The 17,724-nt window shown below is 42.6% G+C and carries 11 protein-coding genes and 1 pseudogene; 7 read left to right on the top strand and 5 right to left on the bottom strand.

Annotated elements, in window-relative coordinates; genetic code table 11:
• Positions 1–321 precede the first annotated feature (321 nt).
• From AB4351_RS04485 to AB4351_RS04495, 3 genes and pseudogenes are all read left to right on the top strand, one after another.
• Entirely contained in the window at positions 322–2,193 is a 1,872-nt protein-coding gene (locus AB4351_RS04485; protein ID WP_372125214.1) for a methyl-accepting chemotaxis protein, read from the top strand.
• A 238-nt stretch (positions 2,194–2,431) separates the two neighbouring features.
• Positions 2,432–4,183: pseudogene (locus tag AB4351_RS04490) on the top strand (polysaccharide lyase family 7 protein).
• A gap of 414 nt (positions 4,184–4,597) precedes the next feature.
• Entirely contained in the window at positions 4,598–6,166 is a 1,569-nt protein-coding gene (locus AB4351_RS04495; protein ID WP_372125177.1) for a polysaccharide lyase family 7 protein, read from the top strand.
• 649 nt (positions 6,167–6,815) lie between these two features.
• On the opposite strand, the gene AB4351_RS04500 is transcribed toward AB4351_RS04495, so the two are convergent.
• Positions 6,816–7,574: an oligogalacturonate-specific porin KdgM family protein gene (locus AB4351_RS04500; protein ID WP_372125178.1), complete on the bottom strand. Its 759-nt coding sequence runs from the start codon at positions 7,572–7,574 to the stop codon at positions 6,816–6,818.
• Between the two features lie 528 nt (positions 7,575–8,102).
• Here AB4351_RS04500 and AB4351_RS04505 point away from each other — a divergent pair.
• Positions 8,103–9,140 carry a polysaccharide lyase family 7 protein gene (locus tag AB4351_RS04505; RefSeq protein ID WP_017063622.1) on the top strand — a complete coding sequence of 346 codons (1,038 nt, stop codon included), beginning with the start codon at positions 8,103–8,105 and terminating at the stop codon, positions 9,138–9,140.
• Positions 9,141–9,398: 258 nt separating this feature from the next.
• Here the strand turns inward: AB4351_RS04505 and AB4351_RS04510 are convergent, their stop codons facing one another.
• The 3 genes from AB4351_RS04510 to AB4351_RS04520 all read right to left on the bottom strand — a co-directional run bounded on the left by AB4351_RS04510 (position 9,399) and on the right by AB4351_RS04520 (position 12,588).
• Positions 9,399–10,766, bottom strand: a complete 1,368-nt coding sequence (locus tag AB4351_RS04510) for an MATE family efflux transporter (RefSeq protein WP_372125180.1) — start codon at positions 10,764–10,766, stop codon at positions 9,399–9,401.
• Positions 10,767–10,914: 148 nt separating this feature from the next.
• Entirely contained in the window at positions 10,915–11,637 is a 723-nt protein-coding gene (locus AB4351_RS04515; protein WP_017063624.1) for a FadR/GntR family transcriptional regulator, read from the bottom strand.
• 174 nt (positions 11,638–11,811) lie between these two features.
• Complete coding sequence (locus AB4351_RS04520; RefSeq protein WP_017072470.1) at positions 11,812–12,588, bottom strand: SDR family NAD(P)-dependent oxidoreductase; 777 nt, start codon at positions 12,586–12,588, stop codon at positions 11,812–11,814.
• A gap of 342 nt (positions 12,589–12,930) precedes the next feature.
• On the opposite strand from AB4351_RS04520, the gene AB4351_RS04525 reads away from it, so the two are divergent.
• From AB4351_RS04525 to AB4351_RS04535, 3 genes are all read left to right on the top strand, one after another.
• Entirely contained in the window at positions 12,931–13,650 is a 720-nt protein-coding gene (locus tag AB4351_RS04525; RefSeq protein WP_017072471.1) for a FadR/GntR family transcriptional regulator, read from the top strand.
• A gap of 283 nt (positions 13,651–13,933) precedes the next feature.
• Positions 13,934–15,796: a DUF294 nucleotidyltransferase-like domain-containing protein gene (locus AB4351_RS04530; protein WP_017069961.1), complete on the top strand. Its 1,863-nt coding sequence runs from the start codon at positions 13,934–13,936 to the stop codon at positions 15,794–15,796.
• Positions 15,796–16,539 (top strand): 3'-5' exonuclease, encoded by a 744-nt coding sequence (locus tag AB4351_RS04535; RefSeq protein ID WP_102394492.1) that lies wholly within the window; start codon positions 15,796–15,798, stop codon positions 16,537–16,539. The genes AB4351_RS04530 and AB4351_RS04535 overlap by 1 nt, the downstream gene beginning before the upstream one ends.
• Before the next feature lie 134 nt (positions 16,540–16,673).
• Here the strand turns inward: AB4351_RS04535 and AB4351_RS04540 are convergent, their stop codons facing one another.
• Positions 16,674–17,423 (bottom strand): oligogalacturonate-specific porin KdgM family protein, encoded by a 750-nt coding sequence (locus AB4351_RS04540; protein ID WP_048616477.1) that lies wholly within the window; start codon positions 17,421–17,423, stop codon positions 16,674–16,676.
• Positions 17,424–17,724: the final 301 nt, after the last annotated feature.

Raw genomic sequence — 17,724 nt, forward strand, 5'->3', positions numbered from 1 at the left:
TCATTTTTAATTGGTTAATTATTCCTTTCTAATCATGTTAAAAGTTCAAACTCATAAATGATACCTATGTCACAGGGTGATTTTAACCAGTTTTGATATGTCAAGATTGCTCACAGAAAGTGCAGTCAATTAAACATACAATATTAATTAAATTGATGGTTGTGACGATGGAACGGCATGAACAAGTTTTGCTTCCCGTATCTTCGAATATCTAAAAAATGACCATTTCATTCGGATAAAAATAATAGACATAGGTTGATATGGATTATGAGTTTTATGAATTCAAAATTGTCTCTAGGGTTTAAAGGAAAATTGATTTTAATGGTGGCGATCGTCAGTTCCAGTGCCTTGGCATTTACGAACTGGTTCACGCTTAACTTGGCGACTGATCAAGTAAACCAAACGATTTATAACGAGATTGATCACTCGTTAACGATAGAAATTAATCAGATTGAAAGCACCGTCCAGCGCACCATCGATACGGTCAATTCCGTTGCACAAGAGTTCATGAAATCCCCATACCAAGTACCAAACGAAGCGCTGATGCATTTTGCCGCTAAGCTCGGTGGTATTGACAAGATTGTAGTGGGTTTTGATGATGGTCGTTCTTACACTTCTCGTCCTTCAGAGTCTTTCCCAAACGGTGTTGGAATCAAAGAAAAATACAACCCAACGACTCGTCCTTGGTATCAACAAGCGAAATTGAAATCAGGTTTATCTTTTAGTGATCTGTTTTTCACCAAGAGTACTCAAGTACCTATGATTGGTGTGACTTACACCTATCAAGATCGCGTCATCATGGCAGACATTCGATTTGATGATTTGGAAACTCAGCTCAAACAGCTAGATAGCATCTACGAAGCCAAAGGTATCATCGTGGATGAGAGAGGGATGGTAATTGTATCCACAATAGAAAACGTGCTTCCACAGAGCAATATATCTTCTGCTGACGCCTTAATGAAACTCAATGAAGCTATTGAACTACCTGACCAATTCATTGAAGGTATGATTGATGGTAATCAGCGAATCTTGATGGCTAAGAAGGTCGATATTGGCAGCCAGAAAGAGTGGTACATGATTTCTAGTATTGATCCTGAACTTGCGCTCGATCAGCTGAATGGTGTGATGTCGGATGCTCGAATGCTGATTATTGCCTGTGTGTTGGGGTCGGTCATATTGATGACTTTAATCCTGAATCGTTTCTACCGCCCAATCGTGTCATTGCGTAAGATTGTTCACGACCTTTCTCAAGGTAATGGCGACCTGACCCAAAGGCTCGCAGAGAAAAGTAATGACGACCTAGGACACATCGCCAAAGACATCAACTTGTTCATCATTGGCTTGCAAGAGATGGTTAAAGACGTGAAATTCAAGAACTCAGATCTTGATACCAAGGTATTAAGTATTCGAGAAGGCTGCAAGGAAACCAGCGATGTACTGAAAGTTCATACCGATGAAACGGTTCAGGTGGTCTCTGCGATTAATGGATTGTCCGAGGCTTCAAGTGAAGTCGAGAAGAACTCACAGTTTGCGGCAGAAGCAGCGCAAGATGCGGCCGTGTCCAGTGACGAGACTAAGCAAATTAACACTGTGACCGAAACGTACATCAGTGATCTTGAGAAGCAAGTTTGTACGACGTCGGATGATATTCGTTCTATGGCCAATGAAACACAGAGCATCCAGTCGATAGTGTCTGTGATTGGTGGTATTGCTGAGCAAACCAACTTGCTTGCGCTGAATGCATCCATTGAGGCGGCGAGAGCAGGCGAGCATGGTCGAGGTTTTGCTGTCGTGGCTGACGAAGTCCGTGCGCTAGCAAACCGAACTCAAATCAGCACCTCTGAAATCGAAGAGGCGTTATCTGGGTTGCAATCTAAATCGGATGGCTTGGTTAAATCGATCGAGTTAACGAAGAGCAATTGTGAGATGACTCGTGCTCAAGTTGTGCAAGCGGTAAACATGCTAGCGAAGCTGACGGAACAGATGAAAACCGTGAGTCGTTTCAACAACGATATCTCTGCTTCTTCTGTCGAGCAAAATGCCTTGATTCATAGTATCGCTAAGAACATGCATAAGATTGAAAGCTTCGTTGAGGAACTCAATAAGCTAAGCCAAGATCAACTGACAGAGTCGGCTGAAATCAAAACACTGAATGGCAGCGTTAGCGAGCTAATGAGTAGCTTTAAAGTCTAACGTTTCTATTAATAAACACTAAAAATCAATGTTTTAATTGTGGCTTTTAGCCTGAGAGCCACTCCAAACCTGTCGAGTTTAGAGTGGCCTTTCTGCGTTGTTTTTGTCTCTAAATCCTCGGTAGCGCCACCTCATATCACCTCATTTGTCGCATCTCACATTATGATAAATAGATAATTGACATAAAATAGTACAAATATATCTTATCACTCTACTCTTATGGATAAGTGAGATAAATGTGAATAAGCCAACCCTCATCGTCGCTCTCGCTTCACTCACCTATGGCTGCGGTTGAAGCAGTTCAAATAGCTCAAGTGATAGCGATGACCCTTCTGATAACACCAGTCCAGGAACGTCTTATGGCGTTGTTGCGCCTTATGATATTGCTAAGTATCAAAACATCCTCTCCAGTTCTGACCTTCAGGTATCGGATCCTAACGGCACAGAGGGCAACAAAACCTCTGAAGTGAAAGATGGCGATTTCGATGGTTACATCAGTAATTACTTTTACGCAGATGAAGAGACGGAAAACCTAATTTTTAAAATGGCGAACTATAAGATGCGTTCTGAGGTTCGTGAGGGAGAAAACTTCGATATCAATGAAACGGGTGTAAGACGAAGCTTGTATGCGGAAATAAGCTTACCTGATATCGAGCATGCAATGGCGAGTTCACCTGCCGACCATGATGAAGTGACGTTGCTGCAGATACACAATAAGGGGACTGATGAGAGTGGTACGGGTTATATCCCTCATCCGCTATTGCGTGTGGTTTGGGAGCAAGAACGAGATGGCCTCACAGGTCACTACTGGGCAGTCATGAAAAACAATGCCATTGATTGTAGCAGCGCTGCTGACTCTTCGGATTGTTATGCCACGTCATACAATCGCTACGATTTAGGTGAGGCGGAATTGGACAGTTTTACCAAATTTGATCTTTCTGTTTATGAGAACACACTGTCGCTCAAAGTGAATGATGAAGTAAAAGTGAATCAAGACATCGCTTACTGGCAGCATTTATTGAGCTACTTCAAAGCGGGTATCTATAACCAATTTGAGAATGGTGAAGCGATTGCTTACTATCAGGCGTTGAGATACACCACGACTCAAATCGATGGATCAAACGATTGGGACATTAATGATTGGAAGCTGACTATTCCACCGAGTAAGAATGATTGGTATGGAAGCGGTGGTGACAGTGCTGCTGAGTTAGAACCAGAACGTTGTGAATCGAGTAAAGATCTTCTTTCAAATGACAGCGATGTGTACGACAGTGATATTGATCTTTCTTACTTCAATACTGATGAAGGAAGAATGCACTTTAGAGCGGATATGGGATACGGCACCTCTACCCAAAACTCTAGCTATATTCGCTCTGAGCTCAGGGAGTTGTATCAAAGCAGTGTTCAACCGGATTGTAGCACCAGCGATGAAGATACAAGTTGGTATTTGGACGACACTAGAACGAACGCTACCAGTCACGAGTTAACCGCAAGCTTGCGAATTGAAGATTACCCGAACATCAACAATCAAGATCCAAAAGTGGTACTTGGACAAATCCATGGTTGGAAGATCAATCAAGCATTGGTGAAACTGTTATGGGAAGGCGAGAGTAAGCCAGTAAGAGTGATACTGAACTCTGATTTTGAGCGCAACAACCAAGACTGTGATCATTGTGACCCGTTCAGTGTCGAGTTAGGGACTTATTCGGCAAGTGAAGAGTGGCGATATACGATTCGAGCCAATCCAGAAGGTATCTACTTGGCGACTCATGATTTAGATGGAACCAACACCGTTTCTCATTTAATCCCTTGGGGACAAGATTACACAGATAAAAATGGGGACACGGCCTCGTTGACGTCAGATTGGACATCGACAGACATCGCTTTCTATTTCAAAGCGGGCATTTACCCTCAATTTAAACCTGATAGCGGCTATGCTGGTGAGGTGTTCGATGTCAGCTTTAGTTCTCTTAGAGCGGCACACTATTGATTGAGTCGAGATTTAAGCCGTTCCTACATTAAATTAAAAGATCACATTAATGTGGTCTTTTCGGTTTTTAGGGAGAGATAAATCGGCGTTTTCTGATTGCTGGGAACTCGTCTTATTGAGTTTATAGCTCGCACATTCAGTGGAGGAGAGCCGTAGATGACGAGCTTATTTTGTATTCTAAATTTCTATATATTGTCTTTTATCAATAGGAAGTGTGATCCAGTTAAAGCATAGAAAAATCGGAAAGTGTTCCCAGTCTCATTTATTCAATGAAATATTTTATTTGTATTATAAGATTACGTAATATTTTCATGTTATCGCAAATACTGAGAGGGGAACCGCCTTATAGCTCGTGTTTGCTGATTTAGCTTTCACTTACGAACGCTGTCTTTGTATTATAATAATGGATTAAATATGAAACAAATTACTCTAAAAACCTTACTCGCTTCTTCTATTCTACTTGCGGTTGGTTGTGCGAGCACGAGCACGACGACTGCTGATTTTCCAAATAACAAAGAAACGGGTGAAGCGCTTCTAACGCCAGTTTCAGTTGCCGCTAGTAGCCATGATGGTAACGGCCCAGATCGTCTTATTGACCAAGATCTAACCACACGTTGGTCTTCAGCGGGTGACGGTGAGTGGGCAACACTAGACTATGGTTCAGTACAAGAGTTTGACGCGGTTCAGGCATCTTTCAGTAAAGGTAATCAGCGCCAATCTAAATTTGATATTCAAGTGAGTGTCGATGGCGAAACCTGGACGACGGTACTTGAGAACCAACTGAGTTCTGGTAAAGCTATCGGCCTAGAGCGTTTCCAATTTGAGCCAGCAGTGCAAGCACGCTACGTAAGATACGTTGGTCACGGTAACACCAAAAACGGTTGGAACAGTGTGACTGGATTAGCGGCGGTTAACTGTAGCATTAACGCATGTCCTGCTAGCCATATCATCACTTCAGACGTGGTAGCAGCAGAAGCCGTGATTATCGCTGAAATGAAAGCGGCAGAAAAAGCACGTAAAGATGCGCGCAAAGATCTACGCTCTGGTAACTTCGGTGTAGCAGCGGTTTACCCTTGTGAGACGACCGTTGAATGTGACACTCGCAGTGCACTTCAAGTTCCGACAGGCCTACCAGCGATACCAGTTGCTGGTAACGCACCGAGCGAAAACTTTGACATGACGCATTGGTACCTATCTCAACCATTTGACCATGACAAAAATGGCAAACCTGATGATGTGTCTGAGTGGAACCTTGCAAACGGTTACCAACACCCTGAAATCTTCTACACCGCTGACGATGGGGGTCTAGTATTCAAGGCTTATGTGAAGGGTGTACGTACCTCTAAAAACACTAAGTACGCGCGTACAGAGCTTCGTGAAATGATGCGTCGTGGTGATCAGTCTATTAGTACTAAAGGTGTTAACAAGAACAACTGGGTATTCTCAAGCGCGCCTGAATCTGACTTAGAGTCGGCGGCTGGTATCGACGGCGTTCTAGAAGCGACGTTGAAAATCGACCACGCAACAACGACAGGTAATGCGAATGAAGTAGGTCGCTTTATCATTGGTCAGATTCACGATCAAAACGATGAGCCGATTCGTTTGTACTACCGTAAATTGCCAAACCAAGCTACGGGCGCAGTTTACTTTGCACACGAAAGCCAAGACGCAACAAAAGAGGACTTCTACCCTCTCGTGGGCGATATGACGGCAGAAGTAGGTGAAGATGGTATCGCACTTGGCGAAGTGTTCAGCTACCGCATTGACGTTAAAGGCAACACGATGACAGTTACTTTAATGCGTGAAGGCAAAGACGATGTTGTACAAGTGGTTGATATGAGCAACAGCGGCTACGACGCAGGCGGCAAGTACATGTACTTCAAAGCCGGTGTTTACAACCAAAACATCAGCGGCGACCTAGACGATTACTCACAAGCGACTTTCTACCAGCTAGACGTATCGCACGATCAGTATCAGGAATAATGAATAAGTTGAATTTACAACTAAAATGGCAGCTATTATTAGCTGCCATTTTTTCATTACCGATAGGACTACTTTTATTTAATCCTAAGGCTTCGCTCTACAAGTTTTGGGTTTTAGGATACTTCGTCAATAAAAAAGGTTCAACGCGGATTAGCGGGAACTAAAAAAAAACGGCAGTAAGTGATATGGTTTAGTCGCCAAACAAAAACCATACACAAACGACCGTTTTCATGCCGAATCATACTTTCCTACCTTCATTCTGGGAAGGTTTTCAAATAATAAAGTCTCATCAGACAGCATCACTTATTACCCTGACTCTTAAACCTAACTCTGAGGCTAAGTGCCTTTGTGGTCTCGAGGCCGAGGCTATTCATGAGTATCAATGGCGTCATGTAAAAGAGACCATGTTGCTCGGTGTTCTTGTTGAACTTTCTGTTTAAACACGAAGAATTAAGTGTCGTAACTGCGGCATAAAAACAGAATCTCTATCTTGGTTGGAGCTTTAAGCTCGTATAACGGAGTGCCTAAAAAGATATATAGAACAAATGCTTACTGAAGATAAAAGCGGCTTTCCCGGGAAAGCCGCGATGAACCATAAAAAAGGCTTAGAAATTTATAAGCCTTTTTAAAGAATGGATAGTCACCATGTTTAAAATGAGTATGTAACACCAACGCGTGTTTTCAACTGACGTTCATTCTCTTCCGCTGAGCCGTAATCTGATGTCCAAAATTCAACATAAGGTCTTAGGTTATCGAATTTATAGCCGATTTTTACACCTAAATCCCATTCCCAATCTTCACCATTCGCTTTGACTTGATCTTCGTAGCTTTTGACGTAGTTCGCCTCATAACTTAATTGAAGGTTTTTTAAATCTTCGTCTTGGAATTTATAAGCGCCAGTCAATGTAAATTTACCTTGCTGAACAGTCTCACCAGCTAATGCTATTTTGTCGCCGTTAACTTTTGTGAGAGAACTGCTTGAACTGTCTGTGTAGTTTTGGAATTCATGACGGTAACGAAGAGCCGTTGTTAGACCGAAGTCAGCTTTATACCCAACACGAAACTGTGGTTTAAATGTTGTTTTTTCATCGCCGAACGTAATAGGCATACCTGGCTGCAAATACCACTTTTCATCTAACGCATAACGAACACCCCAATCAAACTCAGAATCTCCGCGTTCCAATTGGTTATATATATCGCCTTCTGCATTTGGAGCGAACTTTTGTTCAACGCTAAAATATAGCTTTGTCTCGTCTGCTATTTTCGTACTTCCGCCAATTTTAATACGATGCGCGTATTTATCGTCTTCATGCTTATGTTCTGCACGGTAATCAAGAGTTGCGCCAGTCGCTGTGCCTGCAAGAAGAGTTGTAGCAACAATTGCAGCAATTTTTGTAATAGAGTTCATACCTTTGTCTCACTATTATTTTTTATTTTGGATACATCCAATATACCCATGGCTCACAATTTAACACTATAAATGGTATTAAATTAATGTATGACAAATATGGTATTTATTACCGCTTAGTATTTCTGTGATATCTATCAAGAAGTTCTGAATAATGGAGTGAATATATAGTTAAATGTAATGAATGTCCCAGTTTTGCGCCTATTTATTAGGTTGAGCATGACTCGCTTCTCATATTTATAATGCTTGAGAATATACGAAATTAAAAATGTTAAAATAAGACAAATATTCGATTTATCTTTGGGGTTTGGTGGTGATGGCAACCTTGGTTGTTACGAGTAGCTGCTTTATCCAAGAGATCTTGTTCGAAAAGATAAGAGCTGTATTTGAGTGTGTTTAACAAGCTGTTAACCCTAATTTTTGTGGTTGGACTATTTAAATTGAAGAAAATAGTTATTGCGAATCAGTGTTCAAAGTATTTTCTGTGCTGAGAGAACTTGGTACTTATTTAACAATAAAGGATGAGTCATGTTTAAGAAAAACATATTAGCAGTGGCGCTATTAGCGACTGTACCAATGGTTACTTTCGCAAATAACGGTGTTTCTTACCCCGTACCTGCCGATAAATTCGATATGCATAATTGGAAAATAACCATACCTTCAGATATTAATGAAGATGGTCGTGTTGATGAAATAGAAGGGGTAGCCATGATGAGCTACTCACATAGTGATTTCTTCCATCTTGATAAAGACGGCAACCTTGTATTTGAAGTGCAGAACCAAGCGATTACGACGAAAAACTCGAAGAATGCGCGTTCTGAATTACGACAAATGCCAAGAGGCGCAGATTTCTCTATCGATACGGCTGATAAAGGAAACCAGTGGGCACTGTCGAGTCACCCAGCGGCTAGTGAATACAGTGCTGTTGGCGGAACATTAGAAGCGACATTAAAAGTTAATCACGTCTCAGTTAACGCTAAGTTCCCAGAAAAGTACCCAGCTCACTCGGTGGTTGTTGGTCAGATTCACGCTAAAAAACATAATGAGCTAATCAAAGCTGGAACCGGTTATGGGCATGGTAATGAACCACTAAAGATCTTCTATAAGAAGTTTCCTGACCAAGAAATGGGTTCAGTATTCTGGAACTATGAACGTAACCTAGAGAAAAAAGATCCTAACCGTGCCGATATAGCTTACCCTGTTTGGGGTAACACGTGGGAAAACCCTGCAGAGCCGGGTGAAGCGGGTATTGCTCTTGGTGAAGAGTTTAGTTACAAAGTGGAAGTGAAAGGCACCATGATGTACCTAACGTTTGAAACCGAGCGTCACGATACCGTTAAGTATGAAATCGACCTGAGTAAGGGCATCGATGAACTTGATTCACCAACGGGTTATGCTGAAGATGATTTTTACTACAAAGCGGGCGCATACGGCCAATGTAGCGTGAGCGATTCTCACCCTGTATGGGGACCTGGTTGTGGCGGTACTGGCGATTTCGCTATCGATAAAAAGAATGGCGATTACAACAGTGTGACTTTCTCAGCGCTTAAGTTGAACGGTAAATAGCACATAGCATAACCAATAGGCTAGCTAGACGCAGTCCTTAAGGAATATTTTCGAAGACCACTTAACCGAATGTTGAGTGGTCTTTTTGTTTTATATGAGTTTTAAGATGACCTTGGTATTAATGTGACCTTGGTATCAATGAGGGTGTGCTGAAGCCTACCAATGAATGGTACAGCTAAAACAATACAACCTTGTCAAAAGACAAGGTTGTATTCAGAACGCGTGGGAAGATTTTAGGACGGCAACTCGATACGGAGTTTAGTCATACATCAACTCTTTAGCTTTGTCGGCATCAAACTCTTTAAGAGACTTTCGAGCCAAATGACGGAATGGGAAAGCTTTAACGACTTCTTCGAATGGTTGGATAGCGAAAGCCCAAAAGATAGAACCGTCTAATCCAAAGATGATCAATGCACACAATGGAATTGAAATTACCCATTGACCAGTAAAGTTGATTTTGAAGACTGCGGTCGTTTTTCCTAGTGCTCTTAATACATTCCCATGAACCGTGTTGTAGCCACGGACAATCGGCAAGAAGATGTAGAGTGGGGCGATAACGGCCAATGCTTGATAGGTAGACTCATCCAAGTTCGGGTAAATGTCACCAATAACCAGACTTAATCCTGCGAACAAGATTGCACACACAAAAGAAATGACGACCGCAATATCAATACTGGTATCGACGTTTTTGACTAGGTCATCCATCTTTTTAGAGCCAATCGCTTGGCTGATAGTAATTGCGGAAGAGTGAGCCCAAGCAGTAATAAATTGAGAGACAGCCCTGATCCAAGGCATCACCAAAGTAATCGCAACATACGCGTTGATGTTAAGTTGCGAATACAGTAACTGATAAATCGTTGCGCCAATCAATAGCATGGTTACATTTGCTGCGACAGGGAATATCTCGATAAAGTGACGACGAACGTTTGTCATGAACTCAGATCGCTGGGCGTCTAATTTGAGTGAAATTGCTGAGCTCAAATACACGCAAAGAACCAGATACACAAGGCGAAGGGTGATAGCAATAACACTGCCTAGCGCGGCGCCTTGAACACCAATACCTTCGAAATTTGAAAAGCCGTGAATGAGTCCATAAGAAAGTACAGCGTTGATCGGCAATTCAATCAAATACCCTTTAAACGGTATCTTGGTTCTTCCTAATGCATTAAATAGGGCGATAATTACTTGCGTTAATGCTGTGAAAATGACGAGATACTTTGAGATATCAAGGTAGTGGCTGATTTCTAAGTAAAGGGCTTTATCGTCGGTTAAGGCTTGAATTAAAGGCTGTTCTAAAAAGGTGAGCAGAAACCAAAATATTGTCGCGATACCTAAGTTGATGAACAGACCTGCCCAAAACGCTTTGGATAATGAAGCGGTAATGCCAGAACCCACGGCGCGGCTTAATACTAGCTGAGTGCCGTTTGCCAGCGCCATTTGAATACCGAGTACAAAAGCAACCATAGTGGTCGCAATTCCCATGGCAGCCAAAGGTATTTCACCAAGAGGAGAGACAAGCAGTGTGTCGATCATCAACATCGACTGCATCAAGATACCGTTTAAGGCGAGGGGCCAGGCGAGAGAGAAATTTTTCCTTACGTACGATTGTGAAGACACAAACAACACCTTATGTGTATAACCGTAAGCTTTCTCTGAGGTGGCGGAGTAGAGCGTTTAAAGAAGAAAACACTACGGTAGTTGATGGTTAAAAAATGGGTGCTAAAACAAGACTGACTTGTGTCTTTGAAAAACAAGTCAGTTTGGTTAATCTCGGTTATGCGATGGCTAATTCAACCCTAGAGAGCTTTTGGTTCTCATCGTCTAGCAGGACTTGAGAAGCAATTCGAGCTTGCTTGGCATCGCCAGACATTATTGCGTCGTAAATCGCTTTGTGTTCTTCTAAACAGAAGCGACCGCCTTCAGCGGAGTGGTCGATAAACTGCTTGAAGATAGTCGACAGAATGTTCGCGAATGGAATGTAAAATTGATTACCTGTCGATAAGAAAATCGTTTGGTGAAACAGGTGATCGTTGGTCGTCCACTCTTCATAATCGAAGCTATTTGCTGCGATGGTCATTTTCTGGAAAAGAATCGAAAGCTCTTTGCGTTGCTCTACAGTTGCATTGGTTGCAGCGAGTGCACACGCTTCCGGGTCAATCGCTTTTCTTAAGCCTAAAAATTGAGACAAGAAGGGTTTAGTATCTTCTAAATCTTGGATCCAGTACAGCAATTGCGGGTCCAAGAAGTGCCACTGTGTTCTCGGTTTGATACGAGTGCCCACTTTTGGCTTCGACTCGATTAAACCTTTTGCCGAAAGTAGCTTAGTTGATTCTCGAAGGGCAGTTCTGCTCACTCCAAAGATTTCGCACAGCTCCATTTCGCTGGGTAACTTTTGATTTTCTTCTAACTCGCCTGACAAGATCTTGCGAGCAATTTGTCTCGCCACTTGAACATGAATTCGGCGGCTTGAATCTTCCACCAATGTAAATATTGACATTTAAACCACCTGAAATTGAAACTTTGAAAACACTAAAAGCCAGACGAATCTGGTGTTTAGTGTCAGTGTATACGTCGAATTTAGTGTGAGGTTTTCCCTCATCTACTCGGGTCTGTTAACCTTATATAGTGTGGCGAACTTAAATCGCTGAGTGAGCTTATATAAACCAGCTAACTAGGGCGTTATTTGTCCGCCGTTAACATCTAGGATTTGACCTGTGATGTAACCGCTGCAAGCGTGCGATGCAAAGAAAGCGAATGAAGGGGCAACTTCATCAATATGGCCAAAGCGTCCCATTGGAATGTTGTTAGCAATGGTCGCTTTCAAATCGTCGCTCTTGCCATCGTGAAATGCGGTGTCGATAGTGCCCGGTGAAACAATGTTGAAACGGATATTGTCTTGCGCGAACTCTTTCACCCAATTGCGGTGAATGTCGTGTAACCAAGCCTTAGACGCGGCATAGATGCCTGCACCAACACCACCGCCTTCGCGAGCGGCGATAGATCCTGTGCTAATCACACAAGATGTTTGCCCGGACTCAGCAGCAGAGGCGCGTAAGTGCGGGATAGAGAACTTGGTTGTCATCAGCGCAGAGCGAACATTAAGGTTCATTACGCGCTCATAAAACTCATCATCGATATTTTCTAGATTGGCGCGACCACCAAGGCCACCGGCGTTGTTAATCAACACGTCCATGCCACCAAAATGATCAGTGAACTCTTTGACTAACCTTTCGCACTCTAATGTGTCCATTAGGTTTGCAGGAAAAAAGGCAACATCGCCACCCAGTGCGGTAAGTTCAGATAGAACGTCATCGACTTTTGGGCTGAAAGCACGACTATTGATGCCGATTTTTGCGCCGTATTTTGCAAAGACACGTGCGGTAGCTAAACCCATACCAGCAGTAGAGCCAGTAATTAGAATGCGTTTGCCTTTTAAATCGTTAAACATCAGAGCCGCCTATATTGTAGATTATTCACGCCAATAAATCATACAATAACACTTGCTATATTCAAGGGTGTTTATCTAAAAACGGGTTATTACCGACATAAATAGTGAGAGTAAGGGTGGTTTTGTGAGTTCACGCATACATTGAAATAGTAAATGAGAACTATTTGTATGAATTGATAGGTTGAATTGGTTTTATAAACCTAAAGATGAGCAGGTTTGTGAAATATTGCTCCAACCTTTACTGGTAGTGACCTCACGTTATTCTGATGCTGTGTTGGTGAAGATATAAATCAGTGCTATAGTCCGAGTTAAATAATACATATCTAATCGGTAAGTAGACACATGGCTGGCTCTTTCAATTCTATTTCAGGCTCTAAGCGAAGCCTTCATGTGCAAGTTGCACGTGAAATCGCCCGTGGTATTTTGTCGGGCAATTTGCCTCAAGGTTCTATTATCCCTGGTGAGATGGCTCTGTGTGAGCAATTTGGTATCAGTAGAACAGCATTAAGAGAAGCGGTTAAGCTTCTGACTTCAAAAGGCCTATTAGAATCTCGTCCTAAGATCGGTACTCGCGTTGTTGACCGTGCATTCTGGAACTTCTTAGATCCACAATTGATCGAATGGATGGACGGTTTGGCCGATACAGACCAATTCTGTCATCAGTTTTTGGGTTTACGCCGCGCGATTGAACCAGAAGCGTGTGCTTTAGCTGCTCAGTTCGCGAGTGCAGAACAACGCATTGAGCTGTCTGGTATTTTCCAACAAATGGTAGAAATTTCTAGCGAAGAAACGCTTGATCAAGAGCGTTGGCTAGATATCGACATGAAGTTCCATAGCCTGATCTTCAATGCAACAGGTAACGACTTCTATCTTCCATTTGGTAACATCTTAACGACCATGTTTGTTAACTTTATTTCTCACTCTTCTGAAGAGGGAAGTACTTGTATTAACGAACACCGCCAGATTTATGAAGCAATCATGGCAGGTAATAGTGACAAAGCACGCCACGCGTCAGCAAGTCACCTGTTAGAAACAAACCACAGATTACCAGCCGCTAGTTAATTGTTTTCACTGTTATTTTAGCTTTGATCGTTTTGCATTATCGACGAGAGGGCATTCTCGTAAAACTAGGGTAGTCAAAGTTAAAATTACGGTTATTCAAAAGCTAATTTCAGCAGTGACCTCTAAAAAGCACGTTTGATACGTGCTTTTTTTGCATCCAAATTTGATGAAAACCTGACTGGTGTCCAATATTTAATCTATTATTTGCTGTTTCGTTAAAAGCACTAGTAACCAGTATTTTAAGTTATATAATAATACTAATTAAATTATTGTGAGTGTGATTATGCCTCAGTCTCTACTGCCAAATATTCTTCAATTCATAGGTCAAATCGACCCATTCGATAAGATCCCTAAACAAGCACTTCGCGAACTTGCCTCTAACGTGCAAATTACTTATCTCGGCAAGGGAGATGTGGTCGATTTGTGTGAGTCTGGGAAGGAAAAATCGCTCTATATCATTCGAACGGGCTCTATGGAGCAACGAAAATCGGATGGTGTGCTTCGTGCCCGTCTAGGCAGTGAAGATTTGTTTGGCTTTACGTTCTTAGATTCTGAAGTCAACGACGAAAAAGGCTATAGAGCTGTCGCAATCGAAAACACCTTACTTTATGTGATTCCACACTCGGCACTTCAAACGCTTTTCAAAGCCTTTCCAAGTTGCGCAGAACACTTTGCTTCACAGGCGCAGGTTCGCTTGAAGTCGGCACTGGATGTGGTCTGGTCGAATAAAGAGAAAGGCCTGTTCATTCGTAAAGTTGAGGAAGTGGCAAGCGGGCAGGTGGCAATTGTTAAGTCTGAGCAAACCATCCAGTCGGTTGCGGTTGAAATGCTTCATCAACGCTCACCGTGTGCCGTGATCTATGAAGGTGAAACCATTGTTGGTTTGATCACCGACCGAGACATGACTAAGCGAGTGATTGCCCACGGCGTGAGTACTGATAGCCTGATCTCAGAGGTAATGACGCACTCTCCACTTACTGTAAAACCGGATGATCTGGTGCTGCATGCGGCCTCTATCATGATGCAATTTAATATCCGTAACTTGCCCGTTGTGAAAGAGAATAAGGTCGTTGGTCTTCTTACTACGTCTCATTTGGTTCAAAACCACCGTGTTCAAGCGATATTCTTGATCGAGAAAATCAAATACGCGGGCAGCGTGAAAACCATGTCTTCGTTCACCTCAGAGCGACAAGCTATTTTTGAAGCGCTGGTGGAAGGTAAAGTGGCGCCTGAAACCGTCGGCAAGGTAATGACCATGATTATGGACGCCTACACCCGTCGATTGATTCAAATAGCGATTGATAAGTTAGGCCCACCACCGTGTGATTTCTCTTGGATCGTAGCCGGATCGCACGCACGTAATGAAGTGCACATGTTGTCGGACCAAGACAGCGCGATTGTTCTTGCTGACGATGCAACCGACAGTGACCGTATTTACTTCAAACACTTAGCGATGATGGTGACCAACGGCTTAGCAAGCTGTCACTACCCATTATGTCCAGGTAAATTCATGGCTGCGACGCCAAAATGGTGTCAGCCACTCAGTGTATGGAAGCACTACTACAAGAAGTGGGTGGCTAACCCAGAGTACGAACGCTTGCTTAATATCAGTGTGTTCCTAGAAATTCGTACTATCTACGGCAACAGTGAGTTCGAAGGTATTCTGCGCGATGAGCTGCATAGCAATATTCGCGGTAACCGTGAGTTTTTAAGCACGCTAGTGAAAGACGCGGTCAATACCAACCCGCCACTTGGCATCTTCAATAGCTTAGTGCTAGAGAAGTCAGGTGAGAATAAGAAAACGTTGAACGTGAAGAAGTACGCGATCAACTTGATTATCGACTTAGCGCGTATTTATGGCCTTGCTGTGGAGTGCGATTTGTCGGCGACTGACGAACGTTTCGCTGCTGCCAATGAAAAAGGCATGCTGAGCGACGATGCATTCAAGAACATTCTGGGTGCTTACCAGTTCATTCTCTCTTTCCGTTTTGGCCATCAACTTGAAGCGCTGAAGAACGGGGATGTGCCTGACAACAACATCAACCCAGATAGCTTTGGTAGCTTTGAGCGTAAACACTTGAAAGATGCCTTTAGGATCATTGCTGACCTTCAAGAAGCGGCGAAAATTCGTTTCGGAGCACGTTAATGAAGCTATGTTCAACTAATAAATGTTTAAAACGAATGCTAAACTATTTTCACCCGCTTGAACGAATTAAACGCAAGCGTAAGCAATATTTGGGTACGGTTAAGCTGCCAGAAGCGTTACATGATCTGGTAGAACAGCCTTGTCCTGAAATGACGGATTTGGCCAAAGACAGCGACTATATCGTGTTGGATCTCGAAACCACAGGCTTAGACAGCGAACAAGATCTTATCTTGTCTATGGGATGGGTCGATGTGGTGAAAGGACGAATCGATTTGGCTTCTGCCAAGCATATCTACCTGAACAATGATTCTCAGATTAACGCTGAAACTGCGGTGATTAACCACATCACACCACAGATGCTGGAAGAGGGCGCATCTATTCATGATGCGATGCTCGCTTTCTTCGAAGCAGCGAAAGGCAAGATTATCGTCGCGCACGCGTGTGTAGTCGAAGAGAAGTTCATTAGCCAATACCTTCTTCGCTGCTACGGTTTAAGAGCGATTCCTCTGCTTTGGCTTGATACCTTGTGTATTGAGAAAAGCATGGAGAAAGCGATCAGCAATCATGAAGAAGTCGATTTAACCTTGGCAGGGACTCGCGAAAGGTACGGGCTTCCTGAGTACAACAGCCACAATGCATTAGCCGATGCCGTTTCGACAGCGGAATTGTTTTTGGCTCAGCAGAAGCGAGTTGTGCCTAACGATAATGTGACCGTTGCCTTTCTCTATCGGATTAGTCACTAGGAAAAAGAGCTGCAAGTGCGCGGCTCTTATTTTACTGATTTTAAAGGAAAAAAAGCCAGCGATTAAGCTGGCTTTTGTTTAGGTCTTAGAAAATTAGGACAGTAATTATCTTAGATTATTCATGTAGCTATCGATTAGAAGCTGTAAGTTAGACCAACACGGCTACGCAGTTCACGAGTCGCTTTAGTTGATGAAGTGCTCACATCACCAAACTCTACATATGGTGCCCATTGACCCATAATATGGCGAATGCTTGCGTTCAACTCGTAGTTGGTATCGTCGTTGTCGTAGATGTCATAGCCATCCGCTTTGTAGTAGTTACCTTCTAGACCAAAGCGCCAGTTTTCCATTGAGTAGTTAACGTTTGCCGTTAGACGGTGACGACGTTGATTAGAAACGTTTTTATCAACCGTGATTGGAACACCGTCACTATCAACAATAACATCACCATTGTCATCGAATTGATACTCTGAGCTGCTAGTGTTCTGTCTCATATCGTAACGGTAACGAGCACTTAGGCTTAGACCATCAACGCTATCCACTTTGTATGTTGCACGAACTTGAGGCTTGTATGTAACGCCAGATTCACGACCTTCAATTGGCATACCGTAAGTCATTGTCCAGTTATCGTTTAGTACATGACGGTAGTTTAGACCAAGCTCCCAACCATTGTTCTTCAAATCTTCCATGAATTTACCGTCTTCTCCCTTGAATTTCGCTTCGATATCTACAAGGAAGTTGCCAATGCTATCGCCAAGTTTTACACGAGTAGCGTGTTGATCTGTATGACTCTTGTATTCGTGTCTCATATCGAAAGACGCAGCAGATACAGAGCCAGCAGCGAGTACAGATGCCACAGCAATCACGATTTTAGTTTTATTCATGGTATTAATTCCATATTTATAGGTTGAGTATTGGCCATAATTACAAGCCAAATAGAGTAGTTCTTGTCTTAAATGCATTTTGTTTTTGAAATTATTTCTTGGTTATTTCAAATTTATTTTGCATTTAAATAATACAAATATGGTAGCGATCCGAGGCGTGATGATCTGTGAACTTGATCGTGTTGTTAGGACAAAACCACTATTTACAAAGGGTTACAAAATCGAGTTGTCTTGTTAAGTTGATGTTTTTTAGTGATTTGTTTGGCTGTTGATAATGGTTTTGAAGAGTTTTGTTCATCAA

Source organism: Vibrio sp. 10N.261.51.F11, from assembly GCF_041471665.1.
GTDB lineage: Bacteria > Pseudomonadota > Gammaproteobacteria > Enterobacterales > Vibrionaceae > Vibrio > Vibrio crassostreae_C.